This is a genomic window from Sphingomonas sp. BE123 (genome assembly GCF_031456015.1).
Lineage (GTDB): Bacteria > Pseudomonadota > Alphaproteobacteria > Sphingomonadales > Sphingomonadaceae > Sphingomonas.
In genome coordinates, this window is sequence record NZ_JAVDTW010000002.1 from 1332322 (window position 1) to 1350932 (window position 18611).

General features: G+C 65.8%; 16 protein-coding genes. 7 read left to right on the forward strand and 9 right to left on the reverse strand.

Annotated features, from left to right (window positions below; all coding sequences use genetic code 11):
* Positions 1-130: 130 nt before the first annotated feature.
* Positions 131-2797, reverse strand: a complete 2667-nt coding sequence (locus tag J2Y54_RS14545) for a DEAD/DEAH box helicase family protein (protein ID WP_310040754.1) — start codon at positions 2795-2797, stop codon at positions 131-133.
* 129 nt (positions 2798-2926) lie between these two features.
* Between J2Y54_RS14545 and hisI the strand changes: the two genes are divergently transcribed.
* The 4 genes from hisI (at position 2927) to J2Y54_RS14565 (ending at position 6228) form a co-directional block, all read left to right on the forward strand.
* Positions 2927-3286 carry a phosphoribosyl-AMP cyclohydrolase gene (gene hisI, locus J2Y54_RS14550; RefSeq protein ID WP_310040755.1) on the forward strand — a complete coding sequence of 120 codons (360 nt, stop codon included), beginning with the start codon at positions 2927-2929 and terminating at the stop codon, positions 3284-3286.
* Between the two features lie 128 nt (positions 3287-3414).
* Positions 3415-3915, forward strand: coding sequence for a hypothetical protein (locus tag J2Y54_RS14555; RefSeq protein WP_310040756.1), 501 nt, complete (start codon positions 3415-3417; stop codon positions 3913-3915).
* A 78-nt stretch (positions 3916-3993) separates the two neighbouring features.
* Positions 3994-4413 (forward strand): MerR family DNA-binding transcriptional regulator, encoded by a 420-nt coding sequence (locus J2Y54_RS14560; protein ID WP_310041327.1) that lies wholly within the window; start codon positions 3994-3996, stop codon positions 4411-4413.
* A 15-nt stretch (positions 4414-4428) separates the two neighbouring features.
* Entirely contained in the window at positions 4429-6228 is a 1800-nt protein-coding gene (locus J2Y54_RS14565) for an acyl-CoA dehydrogenase C-terminal domain-containing protein (protein ID WP_310040757.1), read from the forward strand.
* Between the two features lie 31 nt (positions 6229-6259).
* On the opposite strand, the gene J2Y54_RS14570 is transcribed toward J2Y54_RS14565, so the two are convergent.
* Positions 6260-7816 carry a deaminase gene (locus J2Y54_RS14570; RefSeq protein WP_310040759.1) on the reverse strand — a complete coding sequence of 519 codons (1557 nt, stop codon included), beginning with the start codon at positions 7814-7816 and terminating at the stop codon, positions 6260-6262.
* Between the two features lie 456 nt (positions 7817-8272).
* On the opposite strand from J2Y54_RS14570, the gene J2Y54_RS14575 reads away from it, so the two are divergent.
* The 3 genes from J2Y54_RS14575 to J2Y54_RS14585 are packed head-to-tail and all read left to right on the forward strand — an operon-like array spanning position 8273 to position 11617.
* The gene (locus tag J2Y54_RS14575) at positions 8273-9607 is read left to right on the forward strand and encodes a hypothetical protein (RefSeq protein ID WP_310040761.1); all 1335 of its coding nucleotides are present in this window, start codon (positions 8273-8275) and stop codon (positions 9605-9607) included.
* A gap of 46 nt (positions 9608-9653) precedes the next feature.
* Positions 9654-10139: a PH domain-containing protein gene (locus J2Y54_RS14580; RefSeq protein ID WP_310040763.1), complete on the forward strand. Its 486-nt coding sequence runs from the start codon at positions 9654-9656 to the stop codon at positions 10137-10139.
* Positions 10136-11617 (forward strand): PH domain-containing protein, encoded by a 1482-nt coding sequence (locus J2Y54_RS14585; RefSeq protein ID WP_310040764.1) that lies wholly within the window; start codon positions 10136-10138, stop codon positions 11615-11617. The genes J2Y54_RS14580 and J2Y54_RS14585 overlap by 4 nt, the downstream gene beginning before the upstream one ends.
* On the opposite strand, the gene J2Y54_RS14590 is transcribed toward J2Y54_RS14585, so the two are convergent.
* The 7 genes from J2Y54_RS14590 to J2Y54_RS14620 all read right to left on the reverse strand — a co-directional run bounded on the left by J2Y54_RS14590 (position 11607) and on the right by J2Y54_RS14620 (position 18523).
* Positions 11607-12902: a cell wall hydrolase gene (locus J2Y54_RS14590; RefSeq protein ID WP_310040765.1), complete on the reverse strand. Its 1296-nt coding sequence runs from the start codon at positions 12900-12902 to the stop codon at positions 11607-11609. The genes J2Y54_RS14585 and J2Y54_RS14590 overlap by 11 nt on opposite strands.
* A 140-nt stretch (positions 12903-13042) precedes the next feature.
* Positions 13043-13354: a hypothetical protein gene (locus tag J2Y54_RS14595; protein WP_310040766.1), complete on the reverse strand. Its 312-nt coding sequence runs from the start codon at positions 13352-13354 to the stop codon at positions 13043-13045.
* Between the two features lie 82 nt (positions 13355-13436).
* Positions 13437-14357 (reverse strand): cysteine synthase A, encoded by a 921-nt coding sequence (cysK, locus tag J2Y54_RS14600; RefSeq protein ID WP_310040767.1) that lies wholly within the window; start codon positions 14355-14357, stop codon positions 13437-13439.
* A complete protein-coding gene (locus J2Y54_RS14605) occupies positions 14354-15679 on the reverse strand; it encodes an MFS transporter (RefSeq protein ID WP_310040769.1) in 1326 nt (441 codons plus the stop codon). The genes cysK and J2Y54_RS14605 overlap by 4 nt, the downstream gene beginning before the upstream one ends.
* A gap of 117 nt (positions 15680-15796) precedes the next feature.
* Positions 15797-16288, reverse strand: coding sequence for a pyridoxamine 5'-phosphate oxidase family protein (locus J2Y54_RS14610; RefSeq protein ID WP_310040770.1), 492 nt, complete (start codon positions 16286-16288; stop codon positions 15797-15799).
* A gap of 71 nt (positions 16289-16359) precedes the next feature.
* On the reverse strand, positions 16360-17235 hold the full coding sequence (locus J2Y54_RS14615; RefSeq protein ID WP_310040772.1) for a hypothetical protein: 876 nt from the start codon (positions 17233-17235) through the stop codon (positions 16360-16362).
* 217 nt (positions 17236-17452) lie between these two features.
* Positions 17453-18523 carry a hypothetical protein gene (locus J2Y54_RS14620; RefSeq protein WP_310040774.1) on the reverse strand — a complete coding sequence of 357 codons (1071 nt, stop codon included), beginning with the start codon at positions 18521-18523 and terminating at the stop codon, positions 17453-17455.
* Between the last annotated feature and the right edge of the window lie 88 nt (positions 18524-18611).

Below are 18611 nucleotides of genomic sequence, written 5' to 3' on the forward strand. Positions count from 1 at the left end.
CGCCAGGGAAGGGGGTGGGGAAGCCAGTGCCCCGCAGTGAAACGACCGCATCGGGCATCCCCCGCTGCGGTCGTTTTCGTGTCGGTTCAGCCGCGCACCACCCGGCCCCGCCCGAACCCCGCCGCGCGCGTCACAGCCATACTGACCGTCGATCGACCTGCCGCTGCTGCCCAGCCGCAAAGGACGCCGCGCGTGCCCGCAGCAACAGCCGGCGTCCTTCCGCAGTGCGGGTAAAGGCCAGGTCGGACGACCCCACGCCCGCGCGCCACCATGCGGCAAAGCGTTCGGCATCCTCCTTGCGCGCGGCCAGCGCAGCCGGCACCGCATGGTAATCGACCCGCCGTTTCGGCCCGAACCGCGACCGCCGCAGCAGGAGGTAACGGGGATTTTGTACCGGGCTGAGGATCTCTGCCACCGCCTGCATGACGTGCCGCTCGCACGCGCGGCTGACCCCGGTCAGGATGATGTCCTTGCGTCCGTCGAAACTGGTACGCAGCTCGATCTGCGCCGTGTCCAGTTCGTCCTGCCTGATGACGCCGGCATCGGCCAGCGCGCGCAGCGTCGCCAGCGTCACTTCGCGCAATGATCCCTCCAGCGATCCGTTGCGCCACGCCAGCCGCGCAGCCTTGGCCAGGCGCGGCAGGGTGGCGATCGTGACCGCCCCGGCGATGGCCATGGCGGCCATGCCGACCGTGGCAAAGGACGGGATTGAACGCAGCGCGCTCGCCGCGGCCATGCCGGCGCCGCTCGCCGCGGTCCAGCCAAGCGCGTGGAGCGTGTCGAACCAGCTCAGCACGCGCGGTGCATGGGTTGCTGCCGCCGTTTCGTGAACGCGTGCCCGTTCCCGTCCGGCGCCGAGCGAGCGGCGCCAACGCTCCGCGATCGCCGCACGGTCCGCCGCGATCGCAAAGCTGCGCGCATTGCTGGCGGCGACCGGCAATGCCGGGTTCAGGCCGATCCGCCCGACGCCGTCCTCGATCAGCGTCGATCCGTCATTGGCAATCCCCTCGAACGCCTTGAACCGGCGCGCCACCAGCGCAAGGTCGGACACGCTCGCCGCGCCAGGATCGCTGAGAAAGCCCCAGTTCAGCGTGGCCGCCACCGTGTTGGCGCCTTCGCTGTCCGCCGGATCGACCGTCGCGAGGTGCCAGATATTGGCCACCTTGTCGGGGCGGTCCGGGTCGATCCGGATCGCGCGCCCGCGCATCTGGTTGGACAGCATGAACGACGCGGTGTTGCTGGCCAGCACCAGGCTGTTGAGCGCCGGGGCGTCCCAGCCTTCGCCCAGCAGCGATTGGGTGCCGACCAGGATGTTGAGATCGCCGCGCGTGAACAGCGCCGTGACCACGCGGACCAGCGCTGCCGCGCCGCCACTGCGACCTGCCACCTGAACATGATCGGGGCAGCCGGACAGGTCCGCTGCCCGGAAATCGGCGGGATCGATGCGCAGCGCCGCGGCCACGGCGTTCAGGCGGGGCAGCGCGCTGCGGGGGATGATGACCAGGCTCCCGGTCAATACGCCGATCCGCGTTGCAGCGATGGCGGCGCGGCGCAGCGTTTCGAAGATCGGGACGACCCCCAGTTTCGCCGGGCGATAGGGGGCATCGGCGCGGCTCGGCAATTCACCGGCGCGGATATGGTCGGACAGGACCACCATGCGCAGATCGGTGCCCAGCGCCCGCGCTTCGGACTGGGCGATCGCAACGATCGAATCGAGTTTGGCAAGGCTCGATGCCATCAGTTTGAACACCGCCTGGTTGTGGGTCAGCCGCACCCGGCCCCCTTCGATCAGGCCGTGCTGCTGCAGCCGGTCGCGCAGCGCCTTGCGCGCCGGCGGGGGCAGGATCTGAGCGCCGCCCTCGCGTCCGATCACGCCCTCCAGCAGCTGTTCGAGCCAGAAGGCGGATGGCGTGGGGACGGCGCGCGCCGATACGCCGAGCAGGGTGAGCGGCGCCTCGGGCAGTGCGCGCCCCGCCGCGGCAAGCTGCACGAGCATCGCCGAGAGCAGCTCCGGCGCTTCCAATATTGCTTCGATCTGCGCGTCGGGGTCGGTCAGCCACGGATGCGCGGCAAGCTGGTCGAGCAGCGCGGCATCGCTGCGCAGATCGGCGGCCAGCGCCGCGACCGCCGTCCGCCGCGCGTCGAGCAAGCGGCACGCATCCTCGGTCGGCTCCGACAGGATCAGGTGATCCTGATGCGGACACAGATCGCCATTGCGCACCAGTTCGGGAATGCCGATCTCAAGATCGATCGGCCCGCACAGCGTTTCGTACCGCGACCACTCGGCATAGCTTGCGTCATAGGGCGGCGTGGCGGTCAGCGCGACCAGCCGGACATCGTCCAGCCGCTCGGCCAGTTCGTTGAGGCACTTCCACCATTCGCGCCGCAGATGGTGCGCCTCGTCCAGCACCAGCGTCAGCGGCCCGTTCCGGTTCAGCGCGGCGATCAGTCGGTCGAGGTCGTCGCTGCGCCGCAGGCTGTCCAGCGCCTGATAGCTGGTCAGGGTCAGCACGCCCGGCGCGGCCAGACCGCGCGACAGCGTGTCCGGGGCGGGCGGGGCGTCCATGAACAAAGGGCACAGCCGCTGTTCCCACTGGTCTCGGATCGCGATGGTCGGCGCAAACACCAGCGCCGGCCGGCCGATCCGGCGCACGATCTCAAGGCCCAGCACCGTCTTGCCCGCGCCCGGGGCGGCAACGATATGCAGCCGGCGGTCATCCAGATGCCGGTCCATCTCCTCCAGGATCCGCGCCTGATAGTCGCGCCACACCCCCCTGAAGATCATCGCATCCAGCATCGTCACCCTGCTAGCAGCTGCGCGTCGGCACAACCATGCGGTTTTCAGCGCTGCGGCGGCGCGGGGCCGTGCGCGGTGGCGGCGCCAATCCATCGTGCATTTCGCGCCCCGACCCCCTAACACCGCGCCATGACCGAAGCTCGCGATTCCACCCTCGACCTGAACCCGAACTACGACGCCAACGGCCTCATCACCGCCGTCGCCACCCATGCCGCGACCGGCGAATTGCTGATGCTCGCGCACATGAACGCCGATGCGCTGGCAAGGACGCTGGAGAGCGGCGAGGCGTGGTTCTGGTCGCGCAGCCGCCAGCGCCTGTGGAAAAAGGGTGAGAGCAGCGGCCATGTCCTGCGCGTGGTCGAAGCGCGGATCGATTGCGATCAGGACGCGCTGTGGCTCAAGGTCGACCCCGCCGGCCCCGCCTGCCACACCGGCGAGCGCAGCTGCTTCTTCCGCCGCATCGAGGGCGGCCGCCTGGTGCGCGGATGAGGGGAGGGGCAAAAAATCCTCCCCGGAACGGGGAGGGGGACCAGCGTAGCTGGTGGAGGGGGCCCGAGGCATCGGACTCCCTTGCCTCGGGCCCCCTCCACCACCGCTTCGCGGCGGTCCCCCTCCCCGTGCCGGGGAGGATTTTACCGTTTCTCCTCCTCGCCGCCTGCTCCGGCGGCAGCCCCCAGCCGGCTGCGTCGCCGACCCCGCCCGACCTTGAATCCGCCGCGGTCGAACGCGGCCTCGTCCGCGATCCGCGGGTAAGCGATGTCACCGGCCTCTATGCCCGCGACACCGACCGGCTGTGCATCGTGCGCGACGGCACCGCCTATCGCATCGGCGCGTTCGTCGATTATGGCGACCGCGTCAGCTGCACCGGGCGCGGCACCGCGGCGCGGTCCGGTTCGACCCTCGCGATCGAGTTCACCGGCAGGAACGGCGCGACCTGCAGCTTCGCCGCGCGGTTCGACGGCGACCGCATCACCTTTCCCGCGACCGTCCCTGACAGCTGTGCCCGGCTGTGCGGCCCGCGCGCCTCCTTCGCCGCGCTCGAGGTCGAGCGGCTCAGCGAATCCGCCGCCGAGGCGCAGGCGCTGCGCAGCGCAGAGGGCGTGCGGCTGTGCAGCTGATCCCGCCCGCATTGCGGCGCGATCAAACGAGTTGACGTTAACGTCAAGCCGGCATAAATTCGCGGCATGGCCACGTTGATGAAACCCGTCGCCAGCTTCGCTCCGATCGAAGCGCGGCCGGACAAGGACAGCTTCTCGATCTCGGACCTGTGCGCCGAGTTCGATGTCACCGCACGCGCGCTGCGCTTCTACGAGGACGAAGGGCTGATCAGCCCCGAGCGCCGCGGGCTCCAGCGCATCTACTCGCACCGCGACCGCGCCCGGCTCGCCTGGATCCTGCGCGGCAAGCGCGTCGGCTTCAGCCTCGCCGAAATTCGCGAGATGATCGACCTCTACGATGTCGGCGACGAACGCCGCACCCAGCATCAGGTGACGCTCGACAAGTGCCGCGCGCGCATCGCGCTGCTGGAACGGCAAAAGACCGACATCGACGCCGCCATTGCCGAACTCGACGATTTCATCGCGGTCCTCGAAGGCCGCGCCGCCCCGATCAAGTAAGAACAGGATAGAGAGATGCCCCGCTACAATCCCCCCGTCCGCGACACCCGTTTCGTCCTCGACCGCGTGCTCAAGCTCGACCGCTACGCGAACCTCCCCGGTTTCGCCAACGCGACGCCCGACACCGTCACCGCGGTGCTCGAAGAGGGCGGCAAGTTCGTCGCCGAAGTCCTGTTCCCGATCAACCATAGCGGCGACCAGCAGGGCTGCACCCGCCACGCCGACGGCTCGGTAACCACCCCCGACGGCTTCAAGGAAGCCTATCAGCAGTTCGTCGAGTCCGGCTGGGGCACGCTCAGCGCGCCGGAGCAGTTCGGCGGACAGGCCATGCCGCACGTCGTCTCGACCGCGTTTCAGGAGTATATGATCTCCGCCAACATGGCCTTCGCCATGTACCCCGGCCTCACCCACGGCGCGATCGAGGCGCTGCTGGCCAAGGGCAGCCCGGAGCAGCAGGAGAAGTACGTCCCCAAGATGGTCAGCGGCGAATGGGGCGGCACGATGAACCTCACCGAACCGCATTGCGGCACCGATCTCGGCCTCATCAAGACCCGCGCCACCCCGAACGCCGACGGCAGCTGGTCGATCACGGGGACCAAGATCTTCATCTCCTCCGGCGAACATGACCTCACCAGCAACATCATCCACCTCGTCCTCGCCAAGACCCCCGGCGCGCCGGAAAGCAGCAAGGGCATCAGCCTGTTCGTCGTGCCCAAGTTCATCGTCAACGACGACGGCAGCCTGGGCGACCGCAACGCCGTCAGCTGCGGCTCGATCGAGCACAAGATGGGCATCCACGCCAACTCGACCTGCGTCATGAACTATGACGGCGCGACCGGCTGGCTGGTGGGCGAGGAGATGAAGGGCCTCGCCGCCATGTTCATCATGATGAACGCCGCCCGCCTCGGCGTCGGGCTTCAAGGCCTCGGCATCGGCGAAGTCGCCTATCAGAACGCCGTCCAGTACGCCCACGACCGGCGTCAGGGCCGCGCGCTCACCGGCGCCGCGGAGCCACAGGAAAAGGCCGACACCCTCTTCGTCCACCCCGATGTCCGCCGCATGCTGATGGAGGCCAAGGCGATGACCGAAGGGCTGCGCGCCCTCTGCCTGTGGGGCGGCCTCCAGGTCGACCTGTCGCACAAGGCGGCGAGCGAGGAGGAGCGTCAGCTCGCCGACGACCTGATCGGCCTGCTCACCCCGGTGATCAAGGGCGTCGGCACCGACGCCGGCTACCGCATCGCGACCGACAGCCAACAGGTCTATGGCGGCCATGGCTACATCGCCGAATGGGGCATGGAGCAATATGTCCGCGATGCCCGCATCGCGATGATCTATGAAGGCACCAACGGCGTGCAGGCGATGGACCTGGTCGGCCGCAAGTTGGCGCAAAATGGCGGCCGCGCGGTCCAGACCCTGTTCCGCATCGTCACCGAAGAGGTCGCCGCGGCCAAGGCCAAGCCCGAACTGACCCACCTCGCCGAAGCGCTCGAAAAGGCCAATGGCCAGCTTCAGGCCGCGACCATGTGGTTCATGGCCAACGGCATGAAGGACCCCAACCAGGTCGGCGCCGGCGCGTACAGCTATATGGAGCTGATGGGCACCGTCGCGATCGGCCTGATGTGGCTCCGCATGGCCGACGCCGCCGTCGCGGCACTGGCCGAAGGCGACGACGACAAGGCCTTCTACGAAGCCAAGCTGGTCACCGCCCGCTTCTACGCCGATCGCATCATGCCCAACGCCGGCGCGCTCCGCCGCAAGATCGAAAGCGGCGCAGAGACGATCATGGCGCTGCCGGTGGAGGCGTTTGGGGTTTGAGGGGAGGGGGAAGTTACTGGAGCCGCGTCGGTTAGGACTGCGGCTTCTTTCTTTTACTCGGTGATTTGAGTGACGGTGCGGCAAAGCGAGGAATTGCCGAGAGACTAAGCAATGCAGTCACCTCGCTTTCCGCGTAGTATGGGATTGTCGTCAAGAATGTTGGAGCTGCATTAAGCCTGTTCCACTGCTTGGCTGTTCCATCATCATTTTTCCGTTTTGTAGTTTTAGAAAATGCTCGTTTGAATCCTGCCGGTGTCACTCCTTTTAGGCTTGAAAACTCAACCTTATTGGCGATGCCAGGGCGCTCAAATGCAACCGTGTCTTTAAATAGTTCGGATGTTAGGCTTTTTACATAGGGCTGGAGATAAACAACTCGTTTAATTCCTGAGGAAATAATGAGTTTTGTGCACATGTGGCAGGGCATTGTTGTGCAGTATAGAGTCGCATTAGAGGTGGACCGTCGAAATCGCGCCGCGTCAGTTATTGCATTCATTTCAGCGTGAACCATTCTGCCATACTCAATGATGTCAGCCATCATTGAGCGCCGCCATGGCCCTTCATTTTTTCCATCCTTATCTGCTTTAGAGAAGACTAGTTCAATTAGCCTGTCGAGATCATACTTTTTATATCCATTCGCAAGCCACCCCATGTCTCGGAGTTTCGCAAGCGCCTCACGCGCAAGATCTTCTTTTACCCTTTGATTGGAATCGTAACCCAATATGTAATCGCGGGTATCATTGTCGTGATGGCACCAATAAGTTCCTCCTCCAGCGGCGGGAACCTCATTGCAGCCCATTGAGATTATTTCGCCCTCCTCACTGAAGATTGCTGCACCAACCTGGCGTGAAAGGTCAAGCGAGCGATACGATGCGGCGTTCGCTATGTAAGACGCATGCTCATCTAGCGTGGGGGATACAAAGGGGTGTCCGAAAAATATTTTGAAAAGTCGATCACATGATTCCTCGAGTGACAGGCGACTGGAGCAATCAAGTATAAAATCCGACTTCGGATAGCAGTCGATTACCTTTTGTCCAAAATCTTTGTCAGATTCATCTTCGTCAATCGACATTATTTCTAAAGCTTGACTGCGAAGTTTTGCATCATTTGAAGTTCTGTCGCTAACTCGCATTCGATCAACAAGGTAATTTGCTCGGTCTTCAACGGACGCGTAGCAGCCTACAAATAGAATATTTCTGCCATAGACGCGTTCAAGTGTATTATATTCGTCGATTCGCTTAATTTGTCTGAATATGTTTAGCCTTCTTGAGTATATTTGAGTTTTTCTTTTTTCTTCTCCTCCAGCTAAAAGCGCGGATATTCCGAGAAGTGCGAGCACGTCACCTTGCCCAGATTGTTCGCATAATTCGTCACCGGCTTGAATATATGCTTTGTATCGAGCAACTTCGTTTTCGAACGATTTTGGAACCATGCCGAATGTTTTTAGAAAATCAGTGAGTTTTATTATGTTTGGATCGTAGCTGATCTGTTTCGCTTTCTCCGAGAGGACGGAGGTAACCAAGCCCATGTCAACGCCGATTGGCGCGATAAGCGCCATGAATGCCTCACGTGATGTATCGACTATGCTCATTTTGACGCCCCGAAAAATGCGATGGCCGGATGCAATCTCCCGTTGAGTCTTGTGTCAAGCATGTTATCGACTGGCCTCAACGTGCTTGGGAGGAAAATATGCGAGAAGAATGCGAGGAGCGCTGGCTCGTCGAGGTGTTCTTGCAATATCAAGAGGCACTTGACAAAAACAGAAAATTGACGGCGGGCCGCAATGTGTTGCGAGATGCGCTCGAATCAGATCGTCGGGAACGATCTAGTTTGGGCATCGCAGAACGCGTTGTCGATTAACTTCCCCTTCTCAAGGTCATGAGATAAATTAGCCACCTTTTTTGGGCGCTGATCGTTGTGGCCGGATGGGGCGGGTTAGCTGCGATCTCGCGCTAGCCGACTAGAACAAAAATAGAACTTTCCTACAGCCCCCGTTCCGGCATACCTAACCGATCCTCTGCATCACATCAGCAAAGGACCGGCAGACATGAACGCTTTCACCGCGCCCGAACCGGCGCCCTACAACCCCGCGACCTTCAACCACGCCGCCTTCCACGACCTCGAACCCGGCGTGCCCGATGCCCAGCGCTATGACGGCTGGACCCCCGAAAAGCAGAAGCGCTTCCTCACCGCCCTTGCGCGCGGGCACAACGTCACCCAGGCGTGCGCCATTGTCGGCATGGCGCGCTCGACCGCCTATGCCCTGCGTGACAGCGCGCGCGGCGCGGCGTTCGCCTTGGGGTGGAAGGCGGCTCAGCTGCGCAGCCGCGATTGCCTCGCCGACGAACTGATGGACCGCGCCTTCAATGGCGTGCGTGAATCCGTCACCGGCGACGATGGCCGCATCACCACCCGCCACCGCTACGACAATCAGCTGGCGTGGAAGATGCTGAACCGGCTCGACAAGCGCGCCGACGCCGCCTGCACCGATACCGACGCTGCCGCCGTCCGGCTCGCCGCGGCGGACTTCGAACAATTTCTCGATCTGGTCGAACACTCCGCCGCTCCGGGCCGCGCCGGCCTGTTCCTCGCCGCGCGCATCGGGGCGGCGGGGGTGGCAAGCGAGGACGACCTCGCCCCGATCCGCACGCTCGCCCGCGCCGATCGCTGGCTGCGCACCCATGTCGACGACAGCGCCGCCGTCTCCGCCACCGACCTCGACCCCGCCGACCGCGCCCGCTGGACCGACGAACAATGGCGCCGCGCCGAAGCCATCGGCCTCGTCGCCCTCGCCTCCGAAGCCCCGCCAGAGGAGGAGGCGGACAGCCCGCCGGACACACGCGATTTTTGTCCGGTTCGTCCGGATAGCGAGGACGATTATCACGGTTCGGTCTGGTGGTGCGACGATGCGCGCGGCTGGCGCACCGATTTCCCGCCACCCCCCGGCTTCGACGGCGTCGAGGAGGGCGATCCCCTCGACGACGACTATCAGCGCGACCTGACCGACGAAGAGGAAGCCGCCGTCACCGCCGCCGACGCCCGCGAGCGCGCCGAACTGATCGCCGCCGGCCTCACCGCCCGCGAAGCCTGGCTCGCCAACACCCGCCGCGCGGCGGGGGAGCCTGACAATCCTCCCCCGCGAGGGGGAGGTGGCATGCGCAGCATGACGGAGGGGGAGGAAGGGAATGCCGATGAGGCTCCATCCAATTCCTCCCCTGAGCCTGCTCAGGGGAGGGGGACCACCGCCAAAGGCGGTGGTGGAGGGGCGGCCGCGCAGACGGCCGGTGAACAGCTCGACAAAATTCCGCCCTCTGCAAGGGCGGCCCCTCCACCCCCGCTGCGCGGCGGTCCCCCTCCCCGTGACAAGCTCCGGGAGGAATAGTTCGCCACCCCCTTGAGCCTTTCGCCCACCCCGCCATAACGGAGGCATGCTACTCCCCGACACGCCGCTCCACCCGCTCGAACGCGGCCAGCTCAATGCGATGCGCCTGTCCGCTGCGCTGTTCTGGACCATCGCCACGCTCGTTTCGATCGGCCCCGGCTTCGGCCTCTCCCGGGCGTTCGACTGGTTCCCGCTGTGGCTGCCCGCCGCGGTCATCGGCCCGCTCGGCCTGTGGTCGGTGCTGATCGCGACCCCGGCGCGCTGGCGCCGCTGGGGCTGGGCATGGACGGGGCGCGAACTCCACGTCGCGTCGGGCTGGCTCGCCCGCCGCCACACCATCGTCCCCGCCGCGCGCGTCCAGCATATCGACGTGACGGTCGGGCCGGTCGAACGCATGTTCGGCGTCGCCACGCTGGTGCTGCACACCGCCGGCACCGCCAACAGCGAAGTGCATCTCCCCGGCATCGCCCGCGAAACCGCCGAGGAGATCCGCGACGCGATCCGCGACCAGCTCACGGTCGACCCGTGGTGAGCGCGGAGCTGCCCGAAGAGCTGGGGGACCACGAACCGCGCCGCGTTCACCCGCTGACCGTGGTGATCTGGTTCCTCAGAAAGGCGCCGCAGAATGTCGTCGGCCTGCCGGCGCTGGTCGGCATCACTTCGGGCCGGGGGCTGGGCTGGATCCTGCTGGCGGCGGTGGCGGTCGGTGCGGCCAGTCTGGTCTGGACCTGGCTCAACTGGCGGCGCTTCACCTATGCCGTCGGCGACAGCGAACTGGTGATCGAACGCGGCATCCTGAACCGGACCCGCCGCTCGATCCCGCTGGAGCGGATCCAGGACGTCGGCATCGAACAGGGGCCGCTGTCCCGCATCTTCGGCCTCGCCGAAGTCCGGGTCGAAACCGGCGGCGGCGACAAGGATGAAGCGGTGCTGGACAGCGTGACCCTGTCCGAAGCCGCCCGGCTCCGCGGCGCGCTGCGCGGAGCACCGGTGAAGCGGGCGCTGGTCGGCCTCGACACCGGCGACGATGCCCCGCCGGTCGAGGACGTTCTGACCGACGTGTTCGCCATGTCGCCGGGGCGGGTGCTGCTGCTGGGGCTGTTCAGCTTCTCGCTGGTCTGGATTGCAGCGCTGGCCACCGCGATCCAGTTTCTCGGCGACGCGCTGGGCTTTGGCTGGGACGAAGTCGCCGATCTGGCGAAAAGCGCCCGGGGCGAGGTGGAGAGCCGGTTGACCTACTCCACCGGCTTCGGCCTGTTCGGACTGGTGGTGCTGCTGGGGGTTGTGACCGGGGTCGGCCGGACGGTGCTGCGCGAATGGAATTTCAGGCTGCGTGCCGGGATCGGCCGGTTCCGCCGGACCCGGGGGTTGCTGACCCGCAGCGAAGTGGTGGTGGCGATGCGCCGCATCCAGCTGGCGCTGATCCAGCGGGGTCCGTTCCGGGGTCTGTTGGGCTGGAATGCCCTGAGTGTTCAGACCCTTGGCGGCAGCAACGATCCCAGCGGCCGTCAGGTCCTGGCCCCGCTGGCCCGCGAACACGAAGTTGCCGCCATCGTCGCCAGGGCCGGTCTGCCCCCGTTCGAACGCTTGCCGCTCCGCCCTGTCGCCCCGGCCCACATCCTCCGGGCGCTGGTGCTGGCGGTGCCGCTACCGCTCGGCATCATCGCCGCCGCCCTGCTGTTGACCCCGCTGGCATGGCTGGGCCTGATCCTGACCTTGCCGCCAGTGCTCACCGCCCTGCTGCAACGCAAATTCCACCGCTACGCCCTCCGCTCGGGAAGCCTGCAGGTGATGCGCGGGGTGCTTGCGCAGCGCGACTGGATCGTCCCGGTGGAGAATGTCCAGGTGGTAACCCTGACCCAGGGACCGATTCAGCGGCTGCTGGATCTCGTCACCGTCGATGTCGACACCGCCGGCGCCGGAATGGGCAGCAGCCCCGCCGTTGTCGATGTCGCCGCCAGCGACGGCGCGACGCTGGCCCGCGATCTCGCTGCCGCGATCAGCTCGTGACCGGGCTCGCTGCCGGAGTGGGCGACGGACCCGGCTTGCGCCGCACCCCGCTTAGCCCGTCCGGCCCGACCGGCGTTGCCGTCGGGGCAGGCGCCACCGCCGCCGCGATCGGCGTCCGCCGCATGCATTGGATCGGGCTGGGCCGCTTGAATTCCCCGCAATTCCACAACGCCTTGCCGAACCCCTGTTCCTTGTCCCGCAGATAGCTGAACGACATCGCCTCGATCTGCGATGGGGTCAGCGCCGCCCCGACCGCCGGCACCTTCGTCCGATCGGTCCAGCCGAGAAACTTGCAATAGGCCCGCTCACCGCAGGTCCGGATCGCCAGCGCCGCAAAGGCATCCGCGCCCAGTGCCTTGTCCAGCGCGACATGGAAGCTGTCGCCCCCGGCAGCCACTGGCTTGGGCACCGCCGACTCCGGGATGGTTGCCGGATCGAGCATCGCTGCCGGATCGACCGCAGCGGCCAACGCGACCTCACCGCCGCCATGAAAGGGGGACAGCGCCGCGAGCTTCGCCACCACGGGCTCCGCTCCGGCATAGCCGCGGCGGAAGGCGGGCGGTGTGCCCCACCAGCCGGTCCAGCGGAAGAAGAGATGGGTGTTCACCTCCGCCACCTTGTCGAGGCTGGAGCTCCAGTACGGCACGACCCAGTCGGTGTGATAATGCGTCGAATGCCCCACCTTGGCGAACACCGCACCGGTCAGCGCCTGCCGCGCGATCGTCTGGGCCCGGCCCCAGGCGGCGGGGGAGGGGGTCCGCCGCATTGCGCCGTCACAAGTGAAGGTGAATTGGCAGCCGGTGCGCCGCTCCTGCCCCTGGAATACCACACCGCACACCGATTTGGGAAAAGCGGGGTGCCGCATCCGGTTGAGCACGACCTGCGCGACGGCGCGCTGACCGACCGGATCGTCGCCCGCCTCGTACCAGGTCGCGGCCGCGAGGCAGTCCACCGCGCGCCCGAAATCCTCGGCCCCGGCGTCCAGGACCAGCGGCCGCGCTGCCGGATTGGGCGCGGTGGAAAACGGAATCGCAGCATTGAACGCCCGCGCATCGTCCGTCGATAGTGCTGCAAGGCGTACCGGTTCGACCTCGGGCAGTTCAGCGGCGGGTACCACGCGCTTGGGGCGCGCGATCTCGGCCAGGACGGGCGATGCGGCCGGGCGCGGGGCGAGCACCACAGCGACGGTCGGAAGCACCACTGCTGCGAATGCAATGATCAGCAGCACGATCCACAAGCCGGTCGAAGGGCCGCGCAGGGTTGCCGGAGCGGAAGATGAGTTCACGGGTAGCGCGCGATCCTGAAGCGGCAGCAAGCGCCGGTCACGCCGGCGCCCCGCCATTACCCGATCTGATGCGAACCGCAAAGTGCCGCGGCGCGACGCGTGCCAGCCTGTGGCCTACCGTTGACCTCAAGGCCAGCGGGTCATGGCCAGAATCCGGTCGCCTCGCACAAGTCCCATTGATCCGCGACTTTGACCCGGCAGTTGCTGTCGATGGCGTCGCACCGCGCATATTCGCGTTCGTAGCGCTTGAAGCAGCTCTCAAGCCGCTTTGCTTGTGGCGCGGTTGCCGGCCTCACACCGGTCTGAATTGTTCGGGTCCCGGCAGCGCTTGCCGCCGGCGCGGCAACCGCCGCAACCTTGGCGCCGGCGGCACGCACCGCCGACGCCTTGTCACTGCCGAACACCATCGGCCAGGCCAGAAAGATTGCGAGCATCACGCTCGCACAGATCATTGCATTTCGCACGACTTCCCCCCGGAATCCGCGTTCCCCGACTCAGGGTAGCCTATCCATTTTGGGGCGGATTGCGAGTCTTTCAGGCCTCCGGAAGGAAGTCCGGAACACTAAGATAGCGCTCACCTGTATCATAATTGAACCCGAGCACGCGCGAGCCGGTCGGCAGGTCCCCCAGCTTCTTGGCAATCGCCGCCAGAGTCGCGCCCGAGGAAATGCCGACGAGCATCCCTTCTTCACGTGCCGCACGGCGCGCAAAGTCCTTCGCGTCAGCGGCATCGACCTGAATCGCGCCATCGATCGCATCGGTATGCAGGTTCTTGGGGACGAAGCCTGCGCCAATGCCTTGGATCGGGTGCGGGCCCGGTTGTCCCCCCGAAATGACCGGCGACAGCTCGGGCTCGACCGCGAAAACCTTCAGCGACGGCCATTGCTGCTTGAGCGTTTCGGCGACGCCGGTGATGTGTCCGCCAGTACCCACGCCGGTGATGATCACGTCCGGCGGGCTGTCGGCGAAATCGCGCAGAATCTCCTGCGCGGTGGTGCGGACATGCACGTCAATATTCGCGGAGTTCTCGAACTGCTGCGGCATCCAGGCGCCGGGGGTGGCGTCGACGATCTCGATTGCGCGCTCGATCGCGCCCTTCATCCCCTTTTCGCGCGGCGTGAGGTCGAAACTGGCACCGTAAGCGAGCATCAGGCGCCGCCGCTCGATGCTCATGCTTTCGGGCATGACAAGAATGAGCTTGTAGCCCTTCACCGCGGCCACCATGGCAAGGCCGACGCCGGTGTTGCCACTGGTCGGTTCGACGATCGTTCCGCCAGGTTTCAGGCTGCCATCTGCCTCGGCCGCTTCGATCATGGCGAGTGCGATGCGATCCTTGATCGAACCACCGGGGTTGGTCCGCTCCGACTTGATCCAAACCTCGCTGTCGGGAAACAGCCGGCTCATGCGGATATGCGGCGTGTTGCCAATCGTTTCGAGGATCGAGTTCGCTTTCATGCCTTGATCTCCTCTGGCGGGGAATTGTCCAGTTGTGCGGGCGGATCAAAGGTCCGCGCCTGTCGCAGTTCCGGAAAGATACGTGCCCACAGCGCGGTTACCAAGATGGCGGCGATCCCGCCGCCGGCTGTCGCGACAATCGGACCGATCAGCGAGGCGAGGAATCCTGAACGCGCCTCGCCCAACTCGTTCGAGCTGGATATGAACAGGGTCGACACTGACCCAACCCGGCCGCGCATCGCATCGGGCGTGTGGAGCTGGATCAGCGACGAACGGACATAGACGGAAATCATATCGAACGCGCCCAAAGCGATCAGCGCAGCGATCGACACCAGCACCGCTGGCGCCAGTTCGCTGCCGACCATCGTCGGCCCGAACCAGCGCGTCATCACCGGACCGGCCCAGCCAAAGATCGTCGTCGCGACGCCAAAGCCGATGACGGCCCATAGCATCTTCACTCCGACATTGGTCTTGAGCGGTCGCCAGGAGAGGATCAGGGCAACTGCCACGGCCCCGACCGCCGGGGCGGCGCGCAGATGGCCGAGTCCGTCCGCGCCGATCATCAGGACGTCGCGGGCGTAGATGGGGAGCATCGCGGTGGCGCCGCCGAGGAGGACGGCGAACATGTCGAGCGATATCGCGCCGAGGACCAGGCGGTTGCGTCGGACATAGCGCAGGCCTTCGACCATTTGGACCATCGGATTGCCGACGCGCGCGATGGTGCTGCGCGCCACCGGGGTGACCAGCATCATCATCAGCAGTGCAACGCCGAACAAAGCGGTGGCCACCCAATAGGGCAGCGCCGGCCCCGCCGCGTAGAGATAGCCGCCCATTGCCGGGCCGCCGATCGACCCGACCTGCCATGCCAGCGCACTCAGCGCGATTGCGGTGGGCAGCGAGGCGGCGGGGACCAGATTGGGCGCAAGTGCCTGCTGCGCCGGGCTGATGAACGCGCGCGCGACCCCGAGCAGGGCGGCGATGGCAAACAGCGCGGGCAGGGTGATCGTGTCGGTCTGGGTCAACCAAGCGAGTGCAGCCGCGCAGCCAAGTTCGAGCGCGATCGCGGCACGCACAATCCAGCGCCGGTCGAGCCGGTCAGCAACCCAGCCGGTAACCAGCGTCAGCGCGAGCAGCGGGAGGAATTGGACCAGCCCGACCAGGCCGAGCTGCAACGCCGCCTCCCGGATCCCCATCGTCTCGCGGGCAATGTCGTAGACCTGCCACCCGATAACCACGACCATCGATAGCCCGGCCAGCGTCGAAGCAAGGCGGGCGATCCAATAGGCGCGGTAGTTGTGAATGGAAAAGGGGTGAGCGGCCATGTGATCCTGTCCGGCGGCGGGTCCCGATGACCCGGCGCCGGACCGGCCTTAAGCGGTGGCAACCGCCCTGCGCAATCAACTTATCCTTGCGGTCGATTGCCGCCGGGCAGCACCGGGTCAGGCGAGCGAGACATCGGCGACCTTGTCGCGATAGTCAGCCTTGGGATCTGCGCCGAGCAGCATCTTGACGCCAGCGAACAGGCTGTTTTCGTTGAGCCAGATCTGGCCATGCTCGGCATCGAGGCGAAGCAGCTGGAGCTTGGGGTCATCCTTGCCCCCTTCATACCAAGCCGCAATGAACGGGTTCCAGAGGCGATCGATGACCGCGCGGTCATTGTCGGCGACCAGGCTGCCATGGATCGTCGCCCACAGATCATGCCCCTTCGACACGAAATGCGCCATCGCGCGATTTCCTTCCGACAGGGCGGCGACGATGCCGTTATCCTTGGTCGTGAAGAACCAGATCGGGCCGCCATCGCGGTCGGTATCGCGCAGCGCGGTCATCGGCTGGGCGTGGCCGTCGCGCACCCCGTCGAGACCGAGAAACAGGGTGCGGTCGCTATCGAGTGCGCTCCAGAATTTGGCGGCGAGTTCCTGGGGGCTGGGCATTGGCTACTCCTCGGGATGTGTATTCCCGGAAGGAACAGTCGATGCGGCGGAGCGGTTCCGTCGTGCCCCGGTCAGCCTGCCATCGCGAGCGATGGCCGCGGTCGGATCAAGGCGGTTGTCGGGGCCGTTACCGGGAATCCGGCCTGTGCGAGGCGAGCGATCAGCACGCGCGCACGACCGGCCAGCGCCATGCGTGCTGCCACTGCCGCATCATCCGCCACCGGCGCGAGATGGCCGCCATCGCGTCCGACCAGCCCGCAAGCGACCAGCGCATCGATGTTGCGCGACGCCGTGGCGTAGGGAAGATCGAGCATGCGGGCGACATCGCTTGTCCGGATGACCTGGGACGGGGATGCGTCGAGCGCGGCGCGAAGGGCGGCGCGCTCAAGCGTGAGCAGCAAGGCGAGGCGCAGCGGGGTTTCCTCGCGCTGACCATGGCATTCGAGCGCTGCAAGCAGCAGGTCGAGGGCAAGGCCGATACCGACCCGTGGGTCATAGGCGATGCCCGGATGGGGACCGGGCAGCGTGTCGCCCAGATGCTGCGCCTGATCGACCAGCGCGACCATGCGGTCATGGCAGCAATCGACCAGCGCGGCGACGCGCGGTTCCACGACGGAATCGAGTGCGACGTACAGGCCATCGGGGCTGCGCGCGATCAGACCATCCTCGACCAGCGCATTGGCGTGACGGCGAACCGTTTCGAACGGGCGCCCCAGCGACGCTGCCAGCGCGTTGATGCTGACCGGTTGACGCCGTTCGCCGTTGGTGCCGAACGGCCCGCATGCCCGTGCCGTCGCCGCAAACAGGATCGCGCTGTTGAGATTGCCGAAGGCGGTCAGCGCCGACGCGATGGTGCCGACGGTGAAATCGAGGATCGCAAGATCGAACGCGGGCCCGGATGGCTCAACGTGCCGTTCGACACGAATAGCTGCGCCATGATCAGGCATGGTCGGCCCCGAAACCACCGACTGGTACTGTCTCGCGCAACAAAATAACAATATCCCCTCGGCGGGGAGATAAAGGCGGTTCGTTTCGAGCGCGCAACGCGACTGCTACTCATTTTGCGCGTAGCAAAGCGGCTGTCTGGCGAATCCAGACAGCCGCGGCGTAAATGCAACAATATTGGCGCGACGTCCGGCGCTCCGGCCGGCCCGACGCGCGGGGTCAGCCAAATGCCGGCGCGTGACCCGGAACCGGGGGAAGCCGGTCGGCGAGGCCGCCGAGCGGCGCGATCGCCACACGCCGCATCGGCTGCCAGAAGACGGAAAGCGTCAGCAGTGCCGATCCGATCACCAGTGCGGTCAGCGCCGCGCCCAGTTCAACGGCGCCTGCCGTCTGGAGCAGCGCGTACATCGCGTAGAGAACATAGGCGAGGCTGGAGACCAGCAGCGCGCGTCGATCCACGGCGAGGGCAACCAGCGCAAAGCCGACATAGAGCAGCATGACGACCGCCGCGATTCCTGGCTGGATCGCGCCGTCAAACACGCCCAACATCTGGAAGATCGGGTGCGCGATCATCGGCGCCGCAGCAAGGTGCAGCCAGAAGGCGACATCGGAGCGACGCGTCCGGCGTTCGCGGTCGGACATGTCCCAGCGCATCGCGAACAGGAACATCAGGATACCGCCGCCCAGTACGATCGGCAGCGACCATGTCTTGGCGTCGGGGATGGCGATCAGGATCAGCGCAATCAGCACGCCGACCACCGCAACTGCCCCCGCGGCCACGGTGATCGGAACCATGAAGCGCCGCCAGTGCAGCCACGCTGCCAGTGCGGTCGCCAGTCCGACGGTGGCGGCGATCCCCGCCGCAACCTGCCGCTGAAGCGTTTCATTGTCGGTGCCGACATAGGTTTCGAGCAGCGTGACATTGTCGGCGACAATTCCGACCAGAGTCGCGGCGACGCCGCCGACAAAGGCAAGCAGCAGCAGGATGCTGGGCAGCGCCATGCGGCGAACGCGGGTGAAATACTCGGCCAGCGCCCAGCCAAGGCCGGCGACCGCGATCCCGCCGAGCCATGGCCTGATCTCGCCCCCGATCTTCGCGACCGCGACAAGGATCAGCGTCGCGGCAATCGCGACAAAGATGTCGTTGAATCCGGTCAGCAGCCGGAAATGTTCCTCGTCCGCGATCGGCGCGGCGCGCACCGTTGCGATATGTTCGCGAAAGGCGGCGGCAGCTTCGGGGCTGATCGCACCCGCCTCCACCGCGCTGTTCAGATCGACTTCACTGTACATGGCAGTCCCTCCTGTACGGAGAGACTGCCATAAGTGTATTGCTGTTGCAATACGCTCGTGCACGCCATGCGATCAGCGTGGTGCGTGT